The 22,971-nt window shown below is 57.9% G+C and carries 18 protein-coding genes and 1 pseudogene; 9 read left to right on the top strand and 10 right to left on the bottom strand.

Features of this window, described 5'->3' with window-relative positions:
* The first annotated feature begins 118 nt into the window (after positions 1-118).
* A pseudogene (locus MED193_RS23225) lies at positions 119-855 on the top strand (FkbM family methyltransferase).
* Between the two features lie 97 nt (positions 856-952).
* Here MED193_RS23225 and MED193_RS06970 read toward each other — a convergent pair.
* Positions 953-3,190, bottom strand: coding sequence for a xanthine dehydrogenase family protein molybdopterin-binding subunit (locus tag MED193_RS06970; RefSeq protein ID WP_009808976.1), 2,238 nt, complete (start codon positions 3,188-3,190; stop codon positions 953-955).
* Positions 3,191-3,194: 4 nt separating this feature from the next.
* Positions 3,195-3,659: a (2Fe-2S)-binding protein gene (locus MED193_RS06965; RefSeq protein ID WP_009808975.1), complete on the bottom strand. Its 465-nt coding sequence runs from the start codon at positions 3,657-3,659 to the stop codon at positions 3,195-3,197.
* 102 nt (positions 3,660-3,761) lie between these two features.
* On the opposite strand from MED193_RS06965, the gene MED193_RS06960 reads away from it, so the two are divergent.
* Positions 3,762-4,346 (top strand): TetR/AcrR family transcriptional regulator, encoded by a 585-nt coding sequence (locus tag MED193_RS06960; protein ID WP_039965994.1) that lies wholly within the window; start codon positions 3,762-3,764, stop codon positions 4,344-4,346.
* A 152-nt stretch (positions 4,347-4,498) separates the two neighbouring features.
* On the opposite strand, the gene kynA is transcribed toward MED193_RS06960, so the two are convergent.
* The 4 genes from kynA to MED193_RS06940 form a co-directional block, all read right to left on the bottom strand.
* Entirely contained in the window at positions 4,499-5,356 is an 858-nt protein-coding gene (gene kynA / locus MED193_RS06955; RefSeq protein ID WP_009808973.1) for a tryptophan 2,3-dioxygenase, read from the bottom strand.
* A gap of 148 nt (positions 5,357-5,504) precedes the next feature.
* Positions 5,505-6,698, bottom strand: coding sequence for a kynureninase (kynU, locus tag MED193_RS06950; protein WP_009808972.1), 1,194 nt, complete (start codon positions 6,696-6,698; stop codon positions 5,505-5,507).
* Between the two features lie 116 nt (positions 6,699-6,814).
* Complete coding sequence (locus MED193_RS06945) at positions 6,815-7,189, bottom strand: MmcQ/YjbR family DNA-binding protein (protein WP_009808971.1); 375 nt, start codon at positions 7,187-7,189, stop codon at positions 6,815-6,817.
* 13 nt (positions 7,190-7,202) lie between these two features.
* Positions 7,203-7,955 carry an SDR family NAD(P)-dependent oxidoreductase gene (locus tag MED193_RS06940; RefSeq protein ID WP_009808970.1) on the bottom strand — a complete coding sequence of 251 codons (753 nt, stop codon included), beginning with the start codon at positions 7,953-7,955 and terminating at the stop codon, positions 7,203-7,205.
* Positions 7,956-8,106: 151 nt separating this feature from the next.
* Here MED193_RS06940 and MED193_RS06935 point away from each other — a divergent pair, with 151 nt between their 5' ends.
* From MED193_RS06935 to MED193_RS06915, 5 genes are all read left to right on the top strand, one after another.
* Positions 8,107-9,072 (top strand): MBL fold metallo-hydrolase, encoded by a 966-nt coding sequence (locus MED193_RS06935; protein WP_009808969.1) that lies wholly within the window; start codon positions 8,107-8,109, stop codon positions 9,070-9,072.
* 217 nt (positions 9,073-9,289) lie between these two features.
* Positions 9,290-9,739 (top strand): isoprenylcysteine carboxylmethyltransferase family protein, encoded by a 450-nt coding sequence (locus tag MED193_RS06930; protein ID WP_009808968.1) that lies wholly within the window; start codon positions 9,290-9,292, stop codon positions 9,737-9,739.
* 249 nt (positions 9,740-9,988) lie between these two features.
* Entirely contained in the window at positions 9,989-11,560 is a 1,572-nt protein-coding gene (locus MED193_RS06925; RefSeq protein WP_009808967.1) for a Re/Si-specific NAD(P)(+) transhydrogenase subunit alpha, read from the top strand.
* A 13-nt stretch (positions 11,561-11,573) separates the two neighbouring features.
* A complete protein-coding gene (locus MED193_RS06920) occupies positions 11,574-13,007 on the top strand; it encodes an NAD(P)(+) transhydrogenase (Re/Si-specific) subunit beta (RefSeq protein ID WP_009808966.1) in 1,434 nt (477 codons plus the stop codon).
* Between the two features lie 242 nt (positions 13,008-13,249).
* Positions 13,250-14,530, top strand: a complete 1,281-nt coding sequence (locus MED193_RS06915) for a DUF3422 family protein (protein WP_039965993.1) — start codon at positions 13,250-13,252, stop codon at positions 14,528-14,530.
* Here the strand turns inward: MED193_RS06915 and MED193_RS06910 are convergent.
* From MED193_RS06910 to MED193_RS06895, 4 genes are all read right to left on the bottom strand, one after another.
* Positions 14,466-15,551 carry a YeeE/YedE family protein gene (locus MED193_RS06910; RefSeq protein WP_009808963.1) on the bottom strand — a complete coding sequence of 362 codons (1,086 nt, stop codon included), beginning with the start codon at positions 15,549-15,551 and terminating at the stop codon, positions 14,466-14,468. The two genes, MED193_RS06915 and MED193_RS06910, sit on opposite strands and share 65 nt — an antisense overlap.
* Before the next feature lie 265 nt (positions 15,552-15,816).
* Positions 15,817-16,728 carry an ABC transporter permease gene (locus MED193_RS06905; protein WP_009808962.1) on the bottom strand — a complete coding sequence of 304 codons (912 nt, stop codon included), beginning with the start codon at positions 16,726-16,728 and terminating at the stop codon, positions 15,817-15,819.
* Complete coding sequence (locus MED193_RS06900; RefSeq protein ID WP_009808961.1) at positions 16,721-17,728, bottom strand: ABC transporter permease; 1,008 nt, start codon at positions 17,726-17,728, stop codon at positions 16,721-16,723. Before MED193_RS06900 ends, MED193_RS06905 begins: the two co-directional genes overlap by 8 nt.
* Before the next feature lie 164 nt (positions 17,729-17,892).
* The gene (locus MED193_RS06895) at positions 17,893-19,593 is read right to left on the bottom strand and encodes a peptide ABC transporter substrate-binding protein (protein ID WP_009808960.1); all 1,701 of its coding nucleotides are present in this window, start codon (positions 19,591-19,593) and stop codon (positions 17,893-17,895) included.
* A 359-nt stretch (positions 19,594-19,952) separates the two neighbouring features.
* Here MED193_RS06895 and MED193_RS06890 point away from each other — a divergent pair, with 359 nt between their 5' ends.
* Positions 19,953-21,773 (top strand): ABC transporter ATP-binding protein, encoded by a 1,821-nt coding sequence (locus tag MED193_RS06890; RefSeq protein WP_009808959.1) that lies wholly within the window; start codon positions 19,953-19,955, stop codon positions 21,771-21,773.
* A 4-nt stretch (positions 21,774-21,777) separates the two neighbouring features.
* Positions 21,778-22,950: an acetylornithine deacetylase gene (gene argE, locus MED193_RS06885; protein WP_039966736.1), complete on the top strand. Its 1,173-nt coding sequence runs from the start codon at positions 21,778-21,780 to the stop codon at positions 22,948-22,950.
* Positions 22,951-22,971: the final 21 nt, after the last annotated feature.

Genomic DNA, 22,971 nt, shown 5'->3' with positions numbered 1-22,971 from the left:
CCTGCGCGGTGTGCTATGTCTGCGCCGAGATCTTTTCGGGTGGTTGCAACTTGGGTGTTTGGTTTCCTTTGAGCGCTGTGCCATACATTGCAAAAGACGATATTTTGGAGATGAATGAATGCGCGACCTAATTTTCGACATCGGTGCCAACAATGGTGACGATACAGCATTCTATTTGAAAAAAGGCTTTCGTGTTGTTGCGATTGAGGCCGACCCTGCGCTTGCTCAGAAACTCTATGACCGCTTTGCAGAAGACATTGCTGCTGGCAACGTAGTGATCGAAGGTGTTGGCGTTTCAGATAAGGTCAGCTCTCTTGAATTTTACGTCAACAGCCACGCGAGTGGAGCTCTTTTGTCAAGCAGGGCAAGGCCACGCAGGAGAATGACTTCGAAGTCATTCGGGTGCCAACCATGCCCTTGTCGACATTGGTGCAGCGTCACGGCGCTTCTCGCTATTTGAAGATCGATATTGAGGGCTTTGAAAAGGCAGCACTCTCTACTTTGACCAAAGACCTGCCTTTGCCGCAATACCTGTCGTTTGAAGTGAATCTGGATCGCAATGACCTCATCTCCATGATGAGCGAGATTGGCTATGATGCGTTTCAATTGGTGCGCCAGGGTAAGCCCTTTTTGACTGCCCAGCCAAACCCCGCCCGCGAGGGAGACTTTGCCGATATCGAGTTCAACAGCTCGATGAGCGGTTGCTTTGGTCGAGATCTAGAAGGTGAATGGCTGGATCTGGAAGCAATGACGGCCTTCCTTGAAACCTTTGATGCCGAGGCCGCAGAGGCGATAGCCCGCGGAGAGCGGCGTGGTTGGCATGATGTCCATTGCCGCCTGCAGGGCGCGGACTAACCGCCGGTTTTATCTTAACGGAAGTCAAATAATTAGCCCCCCGCCGATTTGCCTTCGGTGGGGGGCTTTTTGTTACATGGTCTTGTTTAGGCGTGTCTTACAAAAAGCTGAAGTGCCTACTCAAAGGCAACTCGCGTGCACGTTTCCCGGTGAGGTCAAACAGCGCGTTGGCCAATGCCGGAGCTGCAGGCGGAGTGCCCGGCTCTCCTGCGCCGCCCATGTGTTTTTGCTCCTGCAATACAGCGACCTCGACGGCGGGCATGCTGGGCATGCGCATGGCGTCGTAGTCGGGGAAGTTTTCCTGCTCCACTGCGCCTCCATCAAAGGTGATTTCGCCAAAACAGGCCGCTGATAGCCCGTAGGCGAGGCCACTGAACAGCTGCGCTTCAACGTTGTGCGGGTCCACCGCCAGGCCAAGATCGGCAGCGATCCAGGCTTTGGTAATGGCGATCTCGCCATCGCGATCGGCCACCTCAATGATTTGCGCCGTTGGGGTGCCAAAGCTGTAGACCAATGCGACGCCGCGCCCGATGCCTTCGGGCGTTTTGCCGCTCCAGCCAGACATGTCGCGGACAGTTTCCAGTACTTTGGCTGCGGGCTCCCATTCGGCGCGGGCCAGTTCCAGACGGAACTCCAACGGGTCGCGGTCAGCCTTATGGGCCATCTCGTCGATGATACTGTCCGAGAAGAAACCATTGAAGGAGGCTGCCACCGAGCGCCAGAACCCAACCGGGATCATCGGTTTGGCGATATAGCCCTCGACACGGAAATTCGGGATCGCCAGGGGCTGGTTAAAGGCCGCGTCCACATGGCCTTTGTCGGGGCCGGACATGGGAAGACCCAGCATCCGCCCGGCACCTTCCTGGGTGGTGGACTGGGCGGCGATCTTGCCGTGCACCATAACGGCCTTGCCATCCTGGACGGCAGCGCGGTAGCGGCCGATGGCACCAGGACGGTAATAGTCGTGCTGCATATCTTCTTCGCGCGACCAGGTGAGCTGCACCGGAGTGCCTTTCAGCTTCTGGGCGATCTGAACGGCCCGGTTGCAATAGTCGACCTCGATACGGCGGCCAAAGCCCCCGCCTAGATAGGTTGTATTGACGTGCACCGCCTCTGGATCCAGGCCAGTGAGCGCGGCGGCGGATTTTTGGACAATGGTAGGCCCTTGATTTGGCGCCCAGATCTCCAGCCTGTCGCCAGAGTAGAGCGCGGTTGCATTCATCGGCTCCATGGTGGCATGTGCCAGATAGGGGAGGCGGTATTCGGCTTCGATCAACTCCGCCCCTTCGGGCAGGTTGTCCACATCGCCGTCATCGCGCATGGTCGAATTGGGGGCATCGCCAAAAGCCGCTTCAATCTCGGCAAAGATGGCTTTGGTGGTTTCGGGGTAGGCAGCAGGTTCCCAATCCACCTCGATGGCATCCACTGCTTGCTGTGCCAGCCAGGTGTTGGAGCCCACAACGGCAACCGCATCACCCAGATCCAAAACCTGATCAACACCGGCCATGTCTTTGGCTGCGGAGGCGTCAAAGCTGCGCATGCCTGCGCCAAAATGCGGGTTCTGTTTGATGGCGGCAAACTTCATGCCGTCAATCCGGGTATCCACGCCAAAGCCGGCGGTGCCAGTGACCTTTGCCAGCATATCGATACGCGGAACCGGCTTGCCGATGTATTTCCATTGTGCCGCTGGGCGCAACTCGGCCTCTTGCGGGTCAACCGCGGCGGCCTCGGTGGCCAAGTCTGCGTAGGAGAGTGTGACACCGCCGGGGGCCAGGACTTGGCCATCCCTGGTTTCCAGCAGGGCGCGGGAGACGCCAAGCCGTTGCGCTGCGGCCTCTTTTAGGGTTTCGCGGGCGCTGGCGCCGGCCAGGCGCATCCGGGTAAACCCATCTTTCATAGAAGAGGATCCGCCTGTCACCTGCAGGTCGAGGAACTTGGAGAAATTCCCGACGACCTGGCCAAGGGAGTGCTGGAAGTCGCTGGCGTTGTAGCCGCGACCAGGCAGGGCCTCGGCCATCATCGCGCTGTTGTAATAGGCCTTGGCGGCGGGACCATGGATCACGGTGACCTGGGCTGGATCCACATCCAGCTCCTCGGCGATCAGCGCCGCCCAGGAGCTGTGCACCCCCTGACCCATTTCGGCCCTTGGGGCGATCAGGGTGACACCGGATTGGTCCACAAAGACAAAGGGGTTTAGCACCGCCTTGCCCTCACCCGGCTCCAGGGGGTTGGGGGCGGGCTGGTGATACTTATAGGTGCCAAAGGCGACCCCGCCCAAAATAGCGGCAGAACCGACGAGGAAGCTGCGGCGGGCAATTTTTTTCAAGCTGGCCATGAGATCAGGCCTCCTGCATCATTTTAGCGGCGGTGTGGATGGCGGCGCGGATGCGCGGGTAGGTGCCACAGCGGCACAGGTTTCCCTGCATCGCCTCGTCAATATCGGCGTCGCTGGGGGTGGGGTTGTCCGCCAAGAGGCTGGCCGCCTGCATGATCTGGCCGGACTGGCAATAGCCGCACTGTGCTACCTGGTGGTCAACCCATGCCTGTTGGATCTTGGCCATGTTGTCGGGCGTGCCCAGACCTTCGATGGTGGTCACCTCACCCTCGATATCGCCCAGGCTCAGCTGGCAGGACCGCATGGCCTCGCCATCAATTTGCACGGTGCAGGCGCCACAGGCGGCCACGCCGCAGCCAAATTTGGTGCCTGTCAGGCCGATCTCGTCACGCAGCACCCAGAGCAGGGGCACATCATCGGGCAAATCCACCTCATGGGTTTCACCATTGATACGGAGCGTTTTTGACATTGGACTGGCCTCTTTGCTGGGTCCGGAAGGTTCTGACAAAATGCACTTCAAATGTCAGGATGTCAATTGACAAAATGCGGCAAAACTGTCAGAAGCGAAACCATGACGTTTTCTGCACCTGACACCAAGACACAGACCATTCTTGCCGCCGCTTGGGCGGGTTTTTCTGCCTATGGATTTCGCAAGACCTCAATGGATGACATCGCGCGCGCAGCCGGCATGTCGCGCCCTGCGCTTTATCTGCATTTCAAAAATAAAGAGGCGATATTCCGCGCGCTCGTCGAGAGCTACTACGATGAGGCTAGGAGGCATGTCACAGCAGCTCTGGCGCAGGAAGGCCCCCTGTCGCAGCGCCTTGCGCAGGCCTTTGCGGCCCATGGCGGCGAGACCATGGAGGCGATGATGTCTTCTGCCCACGGAATGGAGCTGTTTGAGGCCACCATGAATGTTGCTGGCGATATGATAGATCGAGGCGAATCCCAGCTACAGGGGCTCTACGCAGAGTGGTTGCGGGAGCAGGAAGCGCAGGGCGCGGTTGTCCTGACCGCCGATGCCGATGCCATGGGGCGTTTGTTTTGTGCCTGTCTAAAAGGGGTCAAACACACCGCCCAAAGCTACGATGATTATCGCCTTGGCGTTGCAACCTATGCCGCACTCTGTGCACAGGGGCTGACCCCGGCAGGATGACCTCGGTGGCGAGCCAAGGGTTCTGTTCCGCCTAAGCTTGGCTGTAGAGCGCGACCGCGCCGCGCGTGAGCGCGGCGCTCGGCCCAACGGGAGCCGATATCTTTGATGTCGCGAGACGGGCGGGAGCCTCCCCCTTCACTTGTTCCCAAAGATCACAGTGTGGTACGCAGGTGCCAAAGTTCGGGAAACAACTCCACCTCCAGCATGCGTTTGAGGTAATTCACCCCACCGGTGCCGCCGGTTCCGCGTTTGAAACCGATCACGCGCTCCACAGTGGTGACGTGATTAAAGCGCCAGCGGCGGAAGTAATCCTCAAAATCCACCAGTTTTTCTGCCAGCTCATAAAGCTCCCAGTGTTTTTCAGGCGCCCGGTAGACCTCCGACCAGGCGGCCTCAACTGACTCACTGGCCTGGTATGCCTCAGATAGGTCACGTTGGATCACCGCCTCCGGCAGGGGAAAGCTCTGGTGCAAAGCGCTGAGCGCCACATCATATAGCGAGGGCTGCGCCAGTTCTGCCTCCAGCAGGGCGAGCAAATCGGCACGGTGGGCATGGGGCTTCAGCATCGCCTTGTTGCGGTTTCCCAGCATGAATTCGATCAGCCGATATTGATGCGACTGAAAGCCAGAGCTTTGCCCCAGGGCATCGCGAAAGGCTGTATAATCTGAGGGTGTCATGGTCCGCAGCACGTCCCAGGCAGAGTTCAACTGCTCAAAGATTCGCGCCACCCGCGCCAACATCTTAAACGCCTGCCTCGCCTCGCCTTTGATCAGACGGTCGCGGGCGGCCTGCAGCTCGTGGATGGCCAGCCGCATCCACAGTTCCGAGGTCTGGTGCTGGATGATGAAGAGCATCTCGTCATGGGTGTCGCTCCAGGTTTTCTGGGCATTCAGCAGCATGTCCAGCGACAGGTAGTCGCCATAGGACATGCGCCCGTCAAAATCCATCTGGGCGCCATCCTCGGCGGGGTTGAAGGGGCAGCCTGGGGCTGTGGTCTTGGAATCACTCATGGGATCCCTCCTTTTCCTTGTAGTTATACTGTTCAGGGAAAGGTGGAGATCCTTTTGTTCAACGTTCCGCATTGGGCGAGGCGGCGCCAGAGCGCCACCCAGCCAAAGGGCCGACACAGGGGCAGAGCCTTTGTGCCAGGCATCGCCATCAGGTAACGGCCGCGCGGATTTTATATTCGGGTTTGTCCCACAGCCGATTGTTCATCACATCGGCAATGATCGCCACCGCGTGGTCGACATCTTCCTCGTCGATATAAAGCGGCGTAAAGCCGAAGCGCATGATATTGGGAGCGCGGAAATCTCCAATGACGCCGCGTTCAATCACGGCCTGCATTGCGGCATAGCCCTCTTCAAAGGCAAAGGAGATCTGACTGCCACGGGTGTCGCCATCACGGGGCGAGGCCAGGGTCAGGTCAGGGCAGCTGGCTTCGACTCCGGCAATGAAGCGGTCGCATAGCGCAATGGAGCGCGCCCGCAGCGCCTGCATATCTACCTGATCCCAGATATCCATCGAGGCACCAAGCGCGGCCAGCTGTATCATCGGTGGGGTACCAACGCGCATGCGTTCGATGCCAGTGCCGGGGCGATACTCCAGATCAAAGGCAAAAGGCGCCTCATGTCCCAACCAGCCGGAAAGGGCGGGACGCGCCACGTCCACATGGCGTGGTGCCACATAGATGAAGGCCGGGCCACCAGGACCGGAGTTGAGGTATTTATATGTGCAGCCTACGGCAAAATCGGCGTTGCATCCCGCCAGGTCCACCGGCAGGGCTCCTGCGGAATGAGCCAAATCCCAAACGGTCACAACGCCCCGCGCATGGGCCAAATCGGTCAGCGCCTTCATATCATGTTTGCGGCCAGTCCGGTAATCCACCTCTGTCAGCATCAAAACGGCAATATCATCCGTGATATTGTCGGCCACGTCCTCTGGGTTCACCACCCGCAGTTCATAGTCCGGGTCCAGGGATTTCAGCAGCCCCTGCACGATATAGAGATCGGATGGGAAATTGCCGTTGTCCGACAGTACCACCCGGCGCTCAGGGTTCAATTCCAGCGCTGAGGCGACCGCCTGATAGACCTTGATCGAAAGGGTGTCGCCCATCATTACATGGCCCGGTTCTGCGCCGATTAGCCGACCGATGCGATCACCGATAGCGCCAGGCTGTTGCATCCAACCGGCCTTGTTCCAGCCCGTGATCAGCATCTTGCCCCATTCATCTTCGATCATAGAGGACACGCGATCCTTTGTGGCCTTGGGCAGGGGCCCCAGAGAATTCCCATCGAGATAGATCATCCCCTCGGGCAGGTCGAACATCGCTTTTGTGGCGGCAAAATCAGTCATGGGAGCCTCGCTGGATCACAATTTACTTCAAGCTTAAAGCTTTTTGCATTTCGTATCCGATCCAATCCGATCTGTCCAGTGTCTCTCACTGTGGCCAGTGGATCACCCTTGAATACTCAGGTCTTTGCGTCAGGATCCGGTATGCCGAGCGCGCTTCTTTTCTTCTTTGACAAGCCTGCGGTGACCATTCTGTAGGAATGAGAAATACAGTCGCGCAGCTCGGTATCAGAGAGGCCATCGTCAGCAAACTGTTGCAGCCATTTCATCCCGCGTGATGCAAGGTAGGGGGCGGGGCGTACACCGGGGCGTTCCTGCAAGACCTCAAAACCGATCTCCCCCGCCTTGAAGGTGAAGGCATCTTTGCCATCGGCCCAGCCGCAGACGGCAAAGAGTTTGCCGCCTGCTTTCCAGACATCGGAATTGCCCCATTGCACCACATGTTCCGCTGCAGGGAATGTGGCGCAGAACTGGTTGAACTCCGCCCTGTTCATCTTACCAGCATCATTAGGTCTGGCCGCCGGCAATTTCGATGGTCTGGCCGTTGATCGACTGTGATCCGGGCCCACAGAGCCACATGGCGGCTGCGGCCACCTCTTCGGGTTCGATCAGTCGCTGGTGGCGGTTGGCATTGACCATGACCTTGAGCGCCTCATCCTCGCTGATGCCGGCACGGGCCGAGATCGAAGTGATATTGCGATCTACAATCGGGGTATCCACATAGCCTGGGCAGATCGCATTGGCGGTGATCTGGCTGCCCATGTAATCCTCGCTCAAGGCGCGGGTGAGACCAATCATGCCATGTTTGCTGGCGCTATAGCATGCACCACCCTTCAAGCCCCGCAGACCCGCGATCGAGGCCACAGTGATGATCCGGCCCCAGTCCGCCTGGTGCATGGATTTCAGACATTCACGAATGGTCAAAAAGGCGCCGTCAAGATTGGTTGCCATCATATTACGCCAGAATTCCATGGTGGTTTTGTGGAGGGATTTACCCTCCGCAACGCCAGCATTGGCAACGCAGATCTGGATCGGGCCACGGGCCTCGACGGCTGCGGCGACCTTGGCAATGATGTCTTCCTCGTTGCGCACATCCATCGCCATGGGGTGTAGCCCTGGCGTCGCCACCTCTTCCAGCACGTCCTGGCGGCGGCCGGTGATGGTCACCTGCGCGCCCTGTTCCGCCAGAGCGCGCGCAATAGCAAGCCCGATGCCGGTGCCGCCGCCTGTGACCAATGCATGTTTCCCGTTCAAATCCATTTGTGTCTCCTCCTGTTTTCGGCAGGGTATCTACGTGCCAAAGCTGTGCAAGCGCGCCGTTCCGTCACAGAGACAGAGGTGCTGCGGAAAATCTATTTACAATCATATTCGCAAGTGTGAATGATTTTAGCGGATCAATTGGGAGGATGACATGAAGGTAACTGCACTAAGGGCGTTCTGGCTATCAGGTTTGGTTGTTGGACTGCCGGTGGCGGGATACAGCAGCGAAGACATTGCTGATCAGTATCCGCAGTCTGAGCTCTACGCCAAGCCGGTCGAAGTGATCCCGCATGTATTCTCCGCAATTGGCGCCACCGCACCACCGACCTATGAAAATGCCGGCCACAACAACAATCTCTCCTTTGTTGTGACAGGGGAAGGGGTGGTGGTGATCAACTCGGGTGCTTCGGATGCGCTGGCAGCCGCCTTACATGCCGAGATCAAGGCGGTGACGGATCAACCTGTGGTCCTGGTCATCAATGAGAACGGTCAGGGGCATGCGGTGCTGGGGAATGGCTATTGGCGCGATCAGGGCGTTGATATTCTTGGCCATGCTGATGCCATTGCTGAAACACAGAAAAACGGCGACTTCATCCTGCAGCGCATGCAGGCCTATAACAAGGATCGCGCCGGCGACAGTCGTATGGAACATGCCAACGTCAGCTTTGATGACCGCTATGATTTGAAGCTTGGCGGGGTGGAGATCCAGGTGCTGCATCTGGGCCCAGCCCATGATCCAGGCGATGTCCAGGTCTGGATTCCGCAATGGGAGATCATGATCGCTGGCGATATTGCCTTTCATGAGCGCATGTTGCCGATCTTTCCGCATACCTGCACCAGTTGCTGGATTGAGACCTGGGTCGAGAAGTTGGAGCCAATGGCACCCACCTATGTCATCCCAGGCCATGGCCATCCAACCAACCTGGATCAGGTGCGCCGCTACACGCTGGACTACCTGACCGATCTGCGGGGCAAAATCGGCGCTCACATCGAAGACGGCGGCGATTTGGCAGGTGCCTACTATGTCGATCAAGAGCAGTGGCGTGGCCTGGATACCTTTGAGGAGCTGGCGACCAAGAACGCAGGCCGGGTGTTTGAAGAGATGGAGTGGGAGTAGGTCAATTTGACCCGCTCTCGGCAGTCAGTTTTGCAGCCAAAGGCCAAGCTGGAGAGAGGCCGGGGAACGAAGTTGTGATATGGCTTTAAAATCAAGCACGCTGTCCTTTTATCGGGAGGGACTTTGTTGAAACACTGGACCTTGCATCAGGATCTGAGGACAGTGCCGCTAAATCGCCCTGCAGCCTGGCTGTAGGGCTTTTAAGAAAGAGACTGCAATGAAATGGATCGACCTTCCGCCGGTCTGGCTGGCGAGCTTTGTCGCCCTGGCCTGGGGTCAGGCGCGCTACCTGCCCATGGGATTAGACTTTGGCCCCATATGGGCAGATCTGCTCGGTGGCTTGCTTGTGGGAGGGGGCGTCGTGCTGATGGTGCTTGCCGTAACTGAAATGCGGCGCCAAAAAACCACACTCATGCCGCATGAAACGCCCAGCAGGCTGGTGCAATCTGGCATCTTTACCCGCAGTCGGAACCCGATCTACCTAGGGGATATCTTGGTCCTAGCGGGGTTGATCCTCTATTTTGATGCGGTGCTGGCACTGCCCCTGGTTCCGGTGCTCACCTGGGTTCTGGAAAAGCGCTTTATCATCGGCGAAGAAAACCGCATGCGGCGGGCCTTTCGATCCGATTGGGCGCGCTATGAGCAGAAAGTCAGGCGCTGGGCCTAAGGGCCCTTTGGCGGGAAATAAGGGTCTAACAGTTGGCAAAGGCAGGCTTGTCTGTTGTAGCGTCACTTTTGAGCCCGGTTGCAGAATCCACGCCACTTTTGTTGAGTGGTGCAGAAATGCGGCAGCGCGGCAGTGATATGCGGCGACGCAGCGAAACCGTTGCGCAAAAATGTTGCGCAGGATAGTCATAATGTTTGCAATCCGTACCCGGGCGATGCTGGGGCGGACAGGACGAGGGGGACCGACAAGGTGAAAATTGGAACACCCAAAGAGGTGATCAACGGCGAGGCGCGTGTCGCGATGACGCCAGATTCTGCGCGTCAGCTGCAGAAACTGGGCTACGACTGCGCTATTGAGAGCGGTGCAGGCCTATCGGCTGGCTTCAGCGATGCCACCTACGAGGAGGCCGGCGTTGAAGTCATCAAAACCGCTGCTGCCCTGTGGAAGGCATCGGATATCATTGCCAAGGTGCGGCAGCCCAATGAGGCTGAGCTGAAGCGGCTGAATTCCAAAAAGACTCTGATCTCTTTCTTTAATCCCGGCGGGAATGAAGAGGGGTTAGAGCTGGCCAAATCCAAAGGTGCGAGCGTTATCGCCATGGAAATGGTGCCACGCATTTCGCGTGCTCAGAAAATGGACGCGCTGTCGTCGATGGCCAATATCGCCGGCTATCGCGCTGTTATCGAGGCGGGTAACAACTTTGGCCGCTTCTTTACTGGTCAGATCACAGCGGCAGGCAAGGTGCCCCCAGCAAAGGTCCTGGTGGTTGGCGCTGGTGTTGCGGGTCTGGCGGCCATTGGCACCTCGACCAGCCTTGGCGCGATTACCCTGGCATTTGACGTGCGCCCAGAAGTGGCGGAACAGGTTGAGTCCATGGGCGCCGAGTTTGTCTATCTCGACTTTGAAGAAGAGCAGGCCGATGGCGCGTCCTCCGGTGGCTACGCCTCTGTCTCCAGCCCTGAGTTCCGTGAAGCCCAACTGGCGAAGTTCCGTGAACTGGCACCAGAGGTGGATATCGTTATCACCACGGCGCTGATCCCCAACCGCGAAGCGCCAGAGCTGTGGACCGAAGACATGGTCGCCGCGATGAAGCCAGGCTCGGTCATTGTTGACCTGGCAGCGGAAAAGGGCGGCAACTGCAAGCTCACGGTGATGGACGAGAAGATCGTTACTGAGAATGGCGTGACCATTATCGGCTATACCGATTTCCCATCCCGCATGGCCGCACAGTCGTCGACACTCTACGCGACCAACATCCGCCACATGATGACTGATCTGACCCCTGAAAAGGACGGCCAGATCAATCACAACATGGAAGATGACGTTATTCGTGGCTCGACCGTCACCCATGGCGGAGAAATCACCTTCCCACCGCCACCACCAAAGGTGCAAGCGATCGCGGCCAAGCCCAAAGAGGTGGCGCCGGAACTGACACCCGAAGAAAAACGCGCTGAAGAAGTGGCTGCGTTTAAGGCGCAGACCAAAAATCAGGTCACCCTGCTGGCCGTGGGCGGTGCCTTGTTGCTTGCCGTTGGTCTGGTGGCTCCGGCCAGCTTTATGCAGCACTTCATTGTCTTTGTGCTCTCGGTCTTCATTGGTTTCCAGGTGATCTGGGGGGTGGCGCACAGCCTGCACACACCGCTGATGGCGGTGACCAATGCGATCTCTTCGATCATCATTCTGGGGGCCTTGATGCAGATCGGGTCGGGCAGCTTCCTGGTGATCCTGCTGGCAGCCCTGTCGGTCTTTATGGCCGGTATCAACATCTTTGGTGGCTTCCTCGTCACCCGGCGCATGCTTGCCATGTTCCAGAAATCCTAAGGGGGACACTGAGATGGAATATGGATTCACCACTGCGGCCTATGTTGTTGCCGCTGTTCTCTTCATCCTGTCGCTGGGCGGCTTGTCCGGCCAAGAAAGCGCCAAGCGCGCGGTTTGGTATGGCATCGTCGGCATGGCGCTGGCGGTTTTTGCCACCCTTGTTGGCCCAGGCTCCGGGCTCTGGCTCTTGTCGATCGTGCTGATCGCCGGTGGCGGCGTCATCGGCTATCACCTGGCCACACGGGTGCAGATGACCCAGATGCCAGAGCTGGTCGCGGCAATGCACTCTCTGGTTGGCCTGGCGGCGGTCTTTGTCGGCCTCATCGCCCATATCGAACTGGGCCGCGTCATGGCGATGGACGCCGAACAGAAACAGGCGCTGGACGGCTTTGCCAAGCTGCTGGCCAAGAAGGACGGCGTCGAAGTAGCGATCTTGCGGGTTGAGCTCTTCCTCGGCATCTTCATTGGCGCGGTGACCTTTACCGGGTCGGTTGTGGCCTATGGCAAATTGGCAGGCAAACTGACCTCCTCGGCGGTGAAACTGCCCGGTGGTCATATGCTCAACGCCGGTGCCGCTGGTCTGTCGCTGATCGCGCTGATCTGGTACTTCAACACCGGCGGTTTCTTCCCGCTGTTTATCATGACACTGGCTGCATTGTTCATCGGATATCACTTGATCATGGGCATCGGCGGTGCCGACATGCCTGTGGTTGTTTCGATGCTGAACAGCTATTCCGGTTGGGCTGCCGCGGCGATTGGTTTCTCGCTGGGCAATGACCTGTTGATCGTTGTTGGCGCACTCGTGGGCTCCTCCGGTGCTATCCTCAGCTATATCATGTGTAAGGCGATGAACCGCTCCTTCGTCAGCGTGATTCTGGGTGGCTTTGGCGGCACAGCAGGTCCACAGATGGAGGTCGAAGGCGAACAGGTGGCCATCGACGCCGATGGCGTTGCAACTGCGCTGGACGAGGCCGACTCTGTCATCATCATCCCAGGCTATGGTATGGCGGTGGCCCAGGCGCAGCAGAATGTGGCGGAACTGACCCGCCGTCTGCGCGCCAAGGGCAAGGAAGTGCGTTTTGCTATCCACCCAGTGGCTGGCCGCCTGCCAGGGCATATGAACGTGCTGCTGGCCGAAGCCAAAGTGCCTTATGATATCGTCATGGAGATGGATGAGATCAACGAGGATTTCCCGGAAACCGATGTGGCCATCGTCATTGGCTCCAACGACATCGTCAACCCAGCGGCCCAGGAAGACCCCAACAGCCCCATCGCCGGTATGCCGGTTCTGGAATGCTGGAAAGCCAAGCAGGTCTTTGTCTCCAAACGTGGACAGGGTACAGGCTATTCCGGCATCGAGAACCCGCTGTTCTTTAAAGAGAACACACGCATGTTCTATGGCGATGCCAAGGCGTCGCTGGATCAACTTTTGACCATGATCCAGTAACCCACTCCTCTATCTGTCATCAAAGGCGCGCCAGAGAAATCCGGCGCGCCTTTTTGTATCTTCATTTCGCCTCAAATACCTCCGGGGGAGGCCGTAGGCCGGGTGCAGAGCCCCTTTGATTGCGCCGCTACACTGTGCTTCTGTATACCATTGCATTCAGCTAAAGTATTGAAAAAGAAGAATTCTTTACAGGTCTTGTCGCGTTCGCTATGCTCCTGTCACGTTTTTGGAGATTTCCTGCCATGCCCCCAATCCTGGACCATCCCCTCCGCTATGACCTGGCCAATGAGTTGCATGCTCGGCCTTTCCCGACGATGCAAAGTCCTAGCACGGTTATCTATCTGGCGGTTAAGCAGCCCAATGAGGCGGTACACCGGGATCGCGCACTGGATCTGCAACACCTCAAGGCGCTGCTCGATCGGCACGGAGCGGCGCACCCGCAACCGGGAGCGACGCATCATTCAGCGCAGCTGGGCCGCTATATGTTGAAATGGGAGCAGCACACCGAATTCGTCAGCTATACGCTTTCTGGTGAAGGTATCAGCAAGCGGGCCTTTGATCCGGCGGATTTTGATGTTTTTCCATCGGACTGGTTGGAGCAGGCGCCGGGCCAACGGGTGACGTCCTTGATGATCCGCATTTTGCCGCGCCCCGAGAACAAACGAATCAAGGCGGCGCTTAGGGATTGGTTTGTTCCTGAAAGTCTGGCGGTTGCTGAGGTTTTGGATGACAGCGCTGTGGTGGCGGGGGATTTCCGTATCGACCCGGCCGGACACATGCGGTTTGCGCTCTTTGCTAATGCTGCGACGGGATCGCAGCGTATTGGCCGCCTGGTGCAACGCCTGTGCGAGGTGGAGACCTACCGGGCGATGTCAATGCTGGGGTTTTCCCGGGCCCGTGGGCTCAATCCGGATATTGGGGCGCTGGACAGTCATCTGAGCGAAATGATGGCTGAGATGACATCTGATACCGTGCCCGCAGAACAGACACTGACGCAGCTTCTGACGGTCTCAGCTGAGCTGGAGGCAATGGCGGCCCGTTCGGCCTTTCGTTTTGGGGCGACAGGTGCCTATGAGGCTTTGGTCAATCAACGCATCAGTCTGCTGCGAGAGCAGCGGCACGAGGGGTTTCAGACATTCACAGAATTCATGCTGCGCCGCTATGAGCCCGCAATGCGGACAGTGAAGTCGACGGAAAAACGTATTGCCACACTTGCAGATCGGGCCAGGCGTGGCGGAGAGTTGCTTCGAACCCGCGTGGATGTGGAACGGAGCGCGCAAAACCAGGCCCTTTTGGCCAGTATGGATCGGCGGGCAGATCTGGCACTCAGGCTGCAACATACTGTCGAAGGGCTCTCCGTAGTCGCGATCAGCTACTACGCGGTCTCCCTTGCCTCTTACCTCGCTTACCCCCTCGCGCAGGCTTTGGGCCAGAGCAAGGGGATGACGACAGCGATGATTACTCTGCCGGTTGTGGGGCTGGTGTGGTGGGCGATCCAGCGGGCGAAAAAGAAGCTGAGCTAGGGGACTCGCGCAACACCCGATGGGCCAGAACCCCACCCAGGGCAATAGATCCCAAGGCTAGAGGCGCTGCTAGACCTAAGGTAGATATCCCTGCAAGGCCGGCGCCTAGGGTACAGCCCCCCGCCAGAACCCCGCCAAACCCCATCAAACTGGCACCCAGCATGTAACGGCCGGTTTGGCGCGGGCTGTCAAAGCTCTGCCATTGAAAGCGGCCCGCCAGTAGGGCGGCAAGGAGCGCGCCAACCAAAACACCGCCAATCAAACCGGGACCAAAGCCCGCAGGGACTGCGCTGGAGGCGATGACATAGAACAGGCCTTCGGACATCGGCGCGGTAAAGGACAGGCTCTCCATGGCGATAGGGTCGAATTCGTCATAGAGTACAAAACCCGTGGTGACCCAGGCCAGCGGCACCAAGGCTCCAATCATGGCGCCCCCGAGCAAGGCCAAAGCGGAGTTTCTGGAGCGCAGCGCCACCCACAGAGCCGGGAGGGCAATTAGGCCGCTCCAAAGCGGGGCACCACCGGGCAGGGCGGCGAGGCTGGCATAGTCACCCAGTTGAAGGGTGTAGCTTCCCAGTGAACTGCGCAGCGGTGCTAACACGCCTTTGAGCGTTGCATGGGCCACGATGGCAAAAACCCCTACACAGAGTAGGGCGCGCAGGTTGCCGGTGCCGCTGAGCACAGTGAGGCGTGAGATGCAGCCCCGCGTCAGCACCATGCCAATCCCAAACAGCACACCTCCGATAGCGATGGCCAGCACTGGCAGTTCTGAGTTCAGTAACCGGTGGCCATCAAAGCTGATCCAGCCCTGTGTCACAGCGGCCTGAGTCCCCAGGACCGACACGGCCAGGGCCAGGGCCCAGAGCCCTGCCGCCTGACGGCGGTCCTCACCGATCAAGGCACGGCGAAAGCAAAACCGGGTGAGCTGCGCCAGCACACCAAACCCCAGCCCAAGGGCCAGTGAAAAATAGAGCGAGGCCAGCCGCGGGCTGGTCTCTTCAAAACCGAGTGTCTCAAACATCGCATGCTCCCGTTTTGCCGCGAAATGGAACTTTTTCCCGAAATGAGAGCAAAATTCGCAGCAGACAAGGGGAAAGCCCCGCTTAGACCGAGCTTGGGCAAGAACGGTGTTACTGACTGTGGTCTGCCTTTGGGACGGTATTCCCGACTGTTGCACGCAGGTTAAAACAAAAACGGCCGCCCTAAGAGGCGGCCGAATGTTATGTTCTTATTTGAATATGTCTCAGCGAGCGCAGGCTATAGCGCAGTCTGAGCAGAAAGCTCGCTTAGCGACCGCGAATCCTTGGATCCAGGGCGTCGCGTAGCCCGTCGCCGAGGTAGTTCACGCTCAACACGGTCAAAGAGATCGCCATGCCAGGCCAGAACACCCGCTCTGGGTGCTGCTGGAGATAGTCGGTGGCATCAAACAGCAACCGGCCCCAGGTTGGGAAATCCGGGGGGAAGCCCAGACCAAGGAACGACAGAGAGCTTTCGGTGATGATCGCCGTGGCAATTCCCAGGGTTGCCGACACCATGATGGGTGACAGAACGTTGGGCAGGATATGCCGGGTGATCAAGCCATTGTTGGAGGTTCCGATGGAACGGGCCGCCAGAACAAACTCTCGCTCTTTGATCGCCAGAACATCGCCACGCACGATACGCGCGGTCGGCATCCAGGAGGTCACCCCAATGGCGCAAACGATGAGGATAAAGATCCCCTGTTCCGGTCCAAAGGCCGCATTCAGCGGTTCGCGGAACAAGAGCATCATCACCAGGAGCAGCGGCAGCAGAGGCAGCGCTAGGAACAGATCCGTCAGGCGCATCAAGGGCCCATCGAGACGTTTGAAAAAGCCTGCCAAGACGCCAATGAAGGAGCCGAGGAACAGCGCCAGAGCCATCGCCGTGAGGCCAACCGAAACCGAGGTCGAACCACCAGCCATCATCCGGGCCATCATGTCACGGCCCAGCTGATCAGTGCCAAAGGGATGCGCCCAGCTGGGGCCCTGGTTACGCGCTCGGATGTCGATATGGGTCGCTTCGATGTCCCAAAACAGCGGTCCCAGATAGACTGAGGCTACGATCAACAGGAAGAGTATGCCCCCCATCAAGGCGCCACGGTGTGATTTGAACTGGTCCCAGACATCGAGCCATTGGCTGCGCGGAGGCTTGCTGGGGATGGGATTGCTAAGCTCAGTCATAGCGGATCCTCGGGTCTAGAATGCCATAAAGCACATCGGCAATTAGGTTGAACAGCACGATAAGGATGGCAAAGATAAAGGTGAGTGTCTGAACCATCGGCAGATCATTGGCCTGGATCGCGCCAATCAAGAGCTGGCCAATGCCGTTTACCTTGAACACCTGCTCAGTGATGATCGCACCGCCAAAGATGGATGGGATGCCCAGAGCAATCACCGTGACCACAGGGATCATCGAGTTGCGCAGCACATGGACCATGACCACGACATATTCGCTCAGGCCTTTTGCGCGGGCTGTGCGCACATAGTCCTGGTTGAGATTGTCCAGCATAGAGGCGCGCATGAACCGGCTGAGCTGCGCAGTGATCTGCAGCGCAAGCACCATTACCGGCATGATCATCTGCTTCAGCTGGTAGACAAACCCATCCCAACTATCGACCACATGAGTGGTGTCATAGATTGAGGGAAACCAGCCCAGCTGTACCGAGAAGATCACGATGACGAGAACCCCCGAAAAGAACGGCGGAACTGAGAAACCAACCATAGACACAAAGGTACCCAGCTGATCAAACCAGCTATACTGCCGATAGGCGGAATAGATGCCAATGGGCAGGGCGATGATGATGGCCACAACATAGGCGGTCCCAACAACCCAAAGGGTCTGGGGCATCCGCTGGATAACGATATCCATCACTGGCGAACGTGTCTGCCAGGAGATGACGCGCAGATCACCCTGGGAGAAAGTGGTGCCAAAATAGTGATCAACCAGAACCTGGGGTTCAATCCAGAAGAACTGTACCAGCCATTTCCAGAATCGGATCGGGGCCGGTTGGCCAAGGCCCAGGGCCTCGCGCATTTTTTCTTTGACTTCAGGGGGGACTGTCAGAGGAACCTGTGCCATTGGATCGCCAGGGGCGAGCTCGAGCAGCAGGAAAATCACCAGGCTGATGAACAGCAATGTCGGAACCGACAGGATCAGTCGCCTGATTGTAAAGGTCAGCATGGAACGTGCGCCTTTTGCAATGTGTTATTGTTGATTTGGACAAGGGGGCAAAGCCGCGAAGGGCTGTGGCCTTTGACCAGCGTGTCCAGCGATAGAACGGAACATGGCGCCAATGGCAAGAGGCCCCGGTGAAAACACCGGGGCCTCTGTTAGGCTAGCGCCGCTTACTTGATGCGGTGCCAGTCGGCAACGTTCCAAAGTTCGCTGTCCCAAACGTTCAGCACAACACCACCCAGGGAGTTGGCGTGGGCAGACAGACGACCACGGTGAACCAGTGGGATCATGCCGCCGTTTTCGACGATGAGGTCGTTGAGACGCTTGGAGATTTCGGCACGTGCAGCAGCACCGGCTGTGGTGGTCAGCTCAGCATGCAGCTTGTCGAACTCTTCGTTACAGAAGCGCGAGATGTTCTCACCCTGCCACTGAGTTGCAGGCGAAGGTGCCTTGTCGCACAGACCGTTGGCCAGGTAGGACTGAGGGTCTGTACCGTTGAAGGTGTTGGCATACATTTCAACGTCAGCATAGAACTTCTGGAATGTGTCGGGCGAGCCGGGATCACCACCAAAGAACACGGAACCGCTGAGGTTACGCAGTTCGGTTTCGATACCGATTTCGCTCCACCACTGCTTGATCAGAGCCTGGAAATCCTGGCGCACAGCATTGGTCGAAGTCTGGTACAGGATCTTCATTGGAATGCCAGCAGGGGTTTCGCGTACGCCGTCACCATTGGTGTCTTTGTAGCCTGCTTCGTCCAGCATCGCGTTTGCGGCTGCGATGTCCTGCTTGTCACAGGTGAAGGTGTCGGAGTTCACAGCAGCTGGTGCTGGGATCCAGTTACAGGTGACTTTACCTGCTTTGCCATAGCCGATTTCGACCAGCAAAGGACGGTCGATCGCCAGCGACATCGCGTTGTAAACCGCAGGATCGCCCAGGAATGGGTGAGGACGGATCACCGAACGCTCATCAGGGCCGAGGGCCGGATCAGGGTTGGTGTTGTTCAGCATGATACGCTCAACCAGCGGGCCAAAGCCAGCGACGGGTGTGCCTTTGCCAGCCGATTCCATCTGCGCGATGACTTCAGGTGCAAGCTGCAGGTTCCAGGCGTAGTCGAACTCGCCAGTTTCCATGACGGCACGGCCAGCAGCGGTTGCGTCGCCGCCACCTTTGAACAGGACCTTGGCAAAGGCAGGCTTGGCCGGGTCACGGTAGTTAGGGTTCGCCGACAGCGTGATCACGTCGTTTGGCTTGAACTCATCGACAACAAACGGACCGGTGCCGATGGGGCCAAAGTTGGCCTCGGTGCACTCAGGAGCCTTGGCGCCCATGCAGTCTGCGAACTGAGCGGCCTGGATGATGGGGCTCTCGCCGCCAACAAAGGGACCGTAGGGGAAGGGGGTTGGCTGAGCGAAAGTGACTTTAACAGTCAGATCATCGATCGCTTCGACTGCTGTCACGCCTTCGAATTTGGTAACCTGAGCACAGCCGCCTTCGGGGTCCATGCAATAGTCAGCGGTGAATTTCACATCCGCAGAAGTGAAGGGGCTGCCATCGGACCATGTGAGGCCAGGTGCGATCTTCCAAGTGATGGAGGTCAGGTCTTCGCTGACGCCGCCGTTTTCGACTGTTGGGATCTCGGCAGCCAGGAAAGGCACCATTTCGCCATCCTGATTGTAACGGGCCAGAGGCTCGATCACCAGAGACGCGGCTTCAACGTCCTTTGTCCCACCGGACAGGAACGGGTTCATGATTGAAGGCGCTTGCCAATAGATGATGCTGACCTGACCATCAGAGCCGCGCTCAGCAAAAGCTGCTGGAGCGATGGCGGCCGTGGCGATGGCACCCATCAAGAGGGTTTTGAGTTTCATTACACTCTCCTTGTCGAACACATTACGTGTCTTTTTGTGCCGGAGATCTGTGCTCCGGCTTGTTGCCGCATTTCTACGGATACGATGTCGCTCTGCCTAAGAGGGCCCTGAACAATTTGAAAGAACAAAATTTTCAAGCATATTGGTCGATATGCGACCAACCCCCGATGGCAGATACTGGCTGTATCGAAACAGAGTTTGGAAAAATTGCAAGCCTTACGCGGGGATTTTTCTTGCATGGCTTTCCATTCGGGAATTCTACACGCTGGATTTGACCTCTTGCCCAAGATTGTCTTACATCGCAGGCAAGTCCGACACACGGGCATATCAATATAACAAAACTAAAAGGGGACGGTTGGGTGCTTGATCAACCTATTGCACAAATTAAAGGCCTTCGTGTCGAGTTCCAGACCAAAGCGGGCCCAGTCGTCGGCGTTGAGAAGGTTTCCTTTGATGTAAACCCAGGTGAAACCGTCTGTGTCGTTGGTGAGTCGGGGTCGGGCAAATCAGTTTCGTCACTGTCGCTGATGCGTTTGGTGGAATTTGGTGGTGGCGAGATCGCCGCTGGCGAGCTGATGTTTGACCGCCGCGATGGTGGTGTGATGGATCTTGCTAAGGCCCCAGGCGAGGTGATGAAAGACATCCGTGGCAACGAGATTGGTATGATCTTTCAGGAACCTATGACCGCACTGAACCCTGTGTTCACTGTCGGTCGTCAGCTCACCGAGGGGCTGCGGGTGCATAAGGATATGAACAAGACGCAGGCCGAAGCGCGGGCGCTTGAGCTGCTGCGTGAAGTTCGTATTCCAGAACCCGAACGGCGTTTGCAACAATACCCGCATGAGCTCTCTGGTGGCATGCGACAGCGGGTTGTGATCGCCATGGCGATGGCCTGCGAGCCGCGCCTGTTGATCGCGGATGAGCCCACAACTGCCCTGGATGTGACCATTCAGGCCGAGATTCTGGCGTTGATGGATCGGTTGAAACGCGAAACCGGTACTGCGGTGATGTTTATCACCCATGACATGGCCGTGGTGGCGCAGATGGCGGACCGGGTTGTGGTGATGTTCCGCGGCAATAAGGTCGAAGAGGGCACCGTTGAGGAGATCTTTGAAAACCCTCAGCATGACTACACCAAGGCCCTGCTGGCTGCAGTTCCAAAACTGGGTGAGATGCAGGGCAAGGCCTACCCAGAGCCGATGAAACTGATGGGGGTTGAGGACCAAAACATCGAGCCGATCATCGGCTCCGATGAGGTTTTGTTGAATGTGGAGAACCTGACCACGCGGTTCCCTGTCAAAGGTGGCATGCTGCGCCGCACCGTGGCCAATGTGCACGCGGTTGAAGATGTCTCCTTTAAGGTCTTCAAAGGGCAGACACTGTCGCTGGTGGGGGAATCAGGCTGCGGGAAATCCACCGCTGGCCGGTCCATCCTGCGGTTGGTTGAGCCGTTGTCCGGCAAGGTCGAGTTTGAAGGGCGCGATGTTATTGGGCTGAACCAGCGAGACCTGCACAAGGCCCGCCTGGATATGCAGATGATTTTTCAGGATCCGTTTGCCTCTCTAAACCCGCAGATGCAGCTGTTGGATCAGGTGGCGGAACCGCTGCGTAACTATGGTCTCGCCTCTGGCTCTGAGTTGCAGGACCGGGTCGCGAATCTGTTTGACCGGGTCCAGTTGCCCCGCAGTTTCATGCGTCGCTACCCCCATGAGATGTCCGGCGGCCAGCGTCAGCGAATCGCAATTGCTCGTGCCCTGGCGCTGAACCCCAAATTGATCGTCGCAGATGAGGCCGTTTCGGCGCTGGACGTTTCTGTTCAAGCCCAAGTTTTGAACTTGATGATGGAATTGCAGGCAGACCTTGGACTTTCTTTCCTGTTCATCAGCCACGATATGGCTGTGGTAGAGCGGGTGAGCCACCAGGTTGGGGTGATGTATCTGGGTCGTATTGTCGAGTTGGGCCCGCGGGCGCGGGTTTTTGAAAACCCGCAGCATGCCTATACCCAGGCATTGATGAAGGCGGTTCCTATTGCCGACCCACGGCGCCGCAAGAGCGAAAAAGACCTGAACTTCAAGCCGATTCCATCGCCTATTCATGGTCTGGATTACCGCCCGGAACCCTCGCAGTATCTGGAGGTGGAGCCTGGGCACTTTGTTCTGACCACCGACAGTGGCTATTGATCGCGTGGCTTCGGTTCTGACCCCGCTGGAGCTCATGCAGAAACTGGTGAGCTTTCCCACCGTTAGCCGCGATAGCAATTTGCCACTGGTCGATTGGGTGCAAGACTACCTGACCGAGCAGGGCATTGCTTCGCACCGCTGGGTAGATCCTGATCAGCCCCATAAGGCCGCCGTTTTCGCCCATGTGGGGCCAGAGGTCGAAGGTGCTGTTGTGCTGTCAGGGCACACCGATGTGGTCCCCATCGATGGCCAGCCTTGGGAGAGCGACCCCTTTAGCGTGGTCGAACGTGACGGCAAATATTTTGGCCGGGGCACCTGCGATATGAAGGGCTTTGACGCCCTGGCGATCTGGGCCTTGGTGGAGGCGCATCACCGCGGGGTGACGCGACCGTTGCAATTGGCGCTTAGTTTCGACGAGGAGATTGGTTGCACCGGCGCACCTCCGATGATTGAGGCCATGCAGCCGCTGTTGCCCAAAGGGTCCGCCGTGATCGTTGGTGAGCCGTCGATGATGCAGGCGGTCACCGGCCATAAAGGGGGCACAGGCTATCGCACCCATATGGTTGGCTTCGAGGTGCACAGCTCGCTGATGCACACCGGAGTCAGCGCCATTATGCAGGGGGCCCGACTGATTGACTGGGCCAACCAGCGCAATGCGGAAAATATGGCGAAGGAGCCCGGGGCGATGCAGTCCCTGTTCAATCCCCCCTTTACCACCTGCCATGTGGGCATGATATCGGGGGGCACGGCTCATAACATCACAGCAAAAGACTGCAATTTCATGATGGATTTCCGGGTGGTTCCCGGTGAGCAGGCCAGCGACTGGGAAGCGGCCTACCGCGCCGAGGTCCAAAAGGTTGAGGCTGAGATGCAGGCCATTCACCCAGAGGCCCACATCGACATCATCAAAGGATTTGACGTGCCGCCCTTGGTGCCGGAAGAGGCTGGCGAGGCTGAGGCACTGGTGCGCAGCCTCACAGGGGACAACGGCACCCATGTGGTCAGCTACGGCACTGAGGCCGGGCAGTTTCAGGCCGCAGGCTATTCCGCAGTGATCTGTGGGCCGGGGGATATTGCCCAGGCGCATCAACCGAATGAATTTATCTCGGTGGCTCAGTTCAACGCAGGCCATGACTTTATGAAGCAACTCGTTGCGCGGCTGCAGACTTTTCCGTAGCGGCCCCCTGTGAAAGGTGAT

It is taken from the genome of Roseobacter sp. MED193 (genome assembly GCF_000152965.1).
In the GTDB taxonomy this organism is placed as follows: Bacteria; Pseudomonadota; Alphaproteobacteria; order Rhodobacterales; family Rhodobacteraceae; genus Pseudophaeobacter.
The sequence above is the reverse complement of the archived record's forward strand: the minus strand, read 5'-3'. Positions and strand labels throughout refer to the sequence as shown.

Coding starts and splice junctions, on each gene's coding strand:
- MED193_RS06970 (WP_009808976.1), bottom strand. CDS start 3,190: ATGGCCAGCTTGAAAAAAATTGCCCGCCGCAGCTTCCTCGTCGGTTCT.
- MED193_RS06965 (WP_009808975.1), bottom strand. CDS start 3,659: ATGTCAAAAACGCTCCGTATCAATGGTGAAACCCATGAGGTGGATTTG.
- MED193_RS06960 (WP_039965994.1), top strand. CDS start 3,762: ATGACGTTTTCTGCACCTGACACCAAGACACAGACCATTCTTGCCGCC.
- kynA (WP_009808973.1), bottom strand. CDS start 5,356: ATGAGTGATTCCAAGACCACAGCCCCAGGCTGCCCCTTCAACCCCGCC.
- kynU (WP_009808972.1), bottom strand. CDS start 6,698: ATGACTGATTTTGCCGCCACAAAAGCGATGTTCGACCTGCCCGAGGGG.
- MED193_RS06945 (WP_009808971.1), bottom strand. CDS start 7,189: ATGAACAGGGCGGAGTTCAACCAGTTCTGCGCCACATTCCCTGCAGCG.
- MED193_RS06940 (WP_009808970.1), bottom strand. CDS start 7,955: ATGGATTTGAACGGGAAACATGCATTGGTCACAGGCGGCGGCACCGGC.
- MED193_RS06935 (WP_009808969.1), top strand. CDS start 8,107: ATGAAGGTAACTGCACTAAGGGCGTTCTGGCTATCAGGTTTGGTTGTT.
- MED193_RS06930 (WP_009808968.1), top strand. CDS start 9,290: ATGAAATGGATCGACCTTCCGCCGGTCTGGCTGGCGAGCTTTGTCGCC.
- MED193_RS06920 (WP_009808966.1), top strand. CDS start 11,574: ATGGAATATGGATTCACCACTGCGGCCTATGTTGTTGCCGCTGTTCTC.
- MED193_RS06915 (WP_039965993.1), top strand. CDS start 13,250: ATGCCCCCAATCCTGGACCATCCCCTCCGCTATGACCTGGCCAATGAG.
- MED193_RS06910 (WP_009808963.1), bottom strand. CDS start 15,551: ATGTTTGAGACACTCGGTTTTGAAGAGACCAGCCCGCGGCTGGCCTCG.
- MED193_RS06905 (WP_009808962.1), bottom strand. CDS start 16,728: ATGACTGAGCTTAGCAATCCCATCCCCAGCAAGCCTCCGCGCAGCCAA.
- MED193_RS06900 (WP_009808961.1), bottom strand. CDS start 17,728: ATGCTGACCTTTACAATCAGGCGACTGATCCTGTCGGTTCCGACATTG.
- MED193_RS06895 (WP_009808960.1), bottom strand. CDS start 19,593: ATGAAACTCAAAACCCTCTTGATGGGTGCCATCGCCACGGCCGCCATC.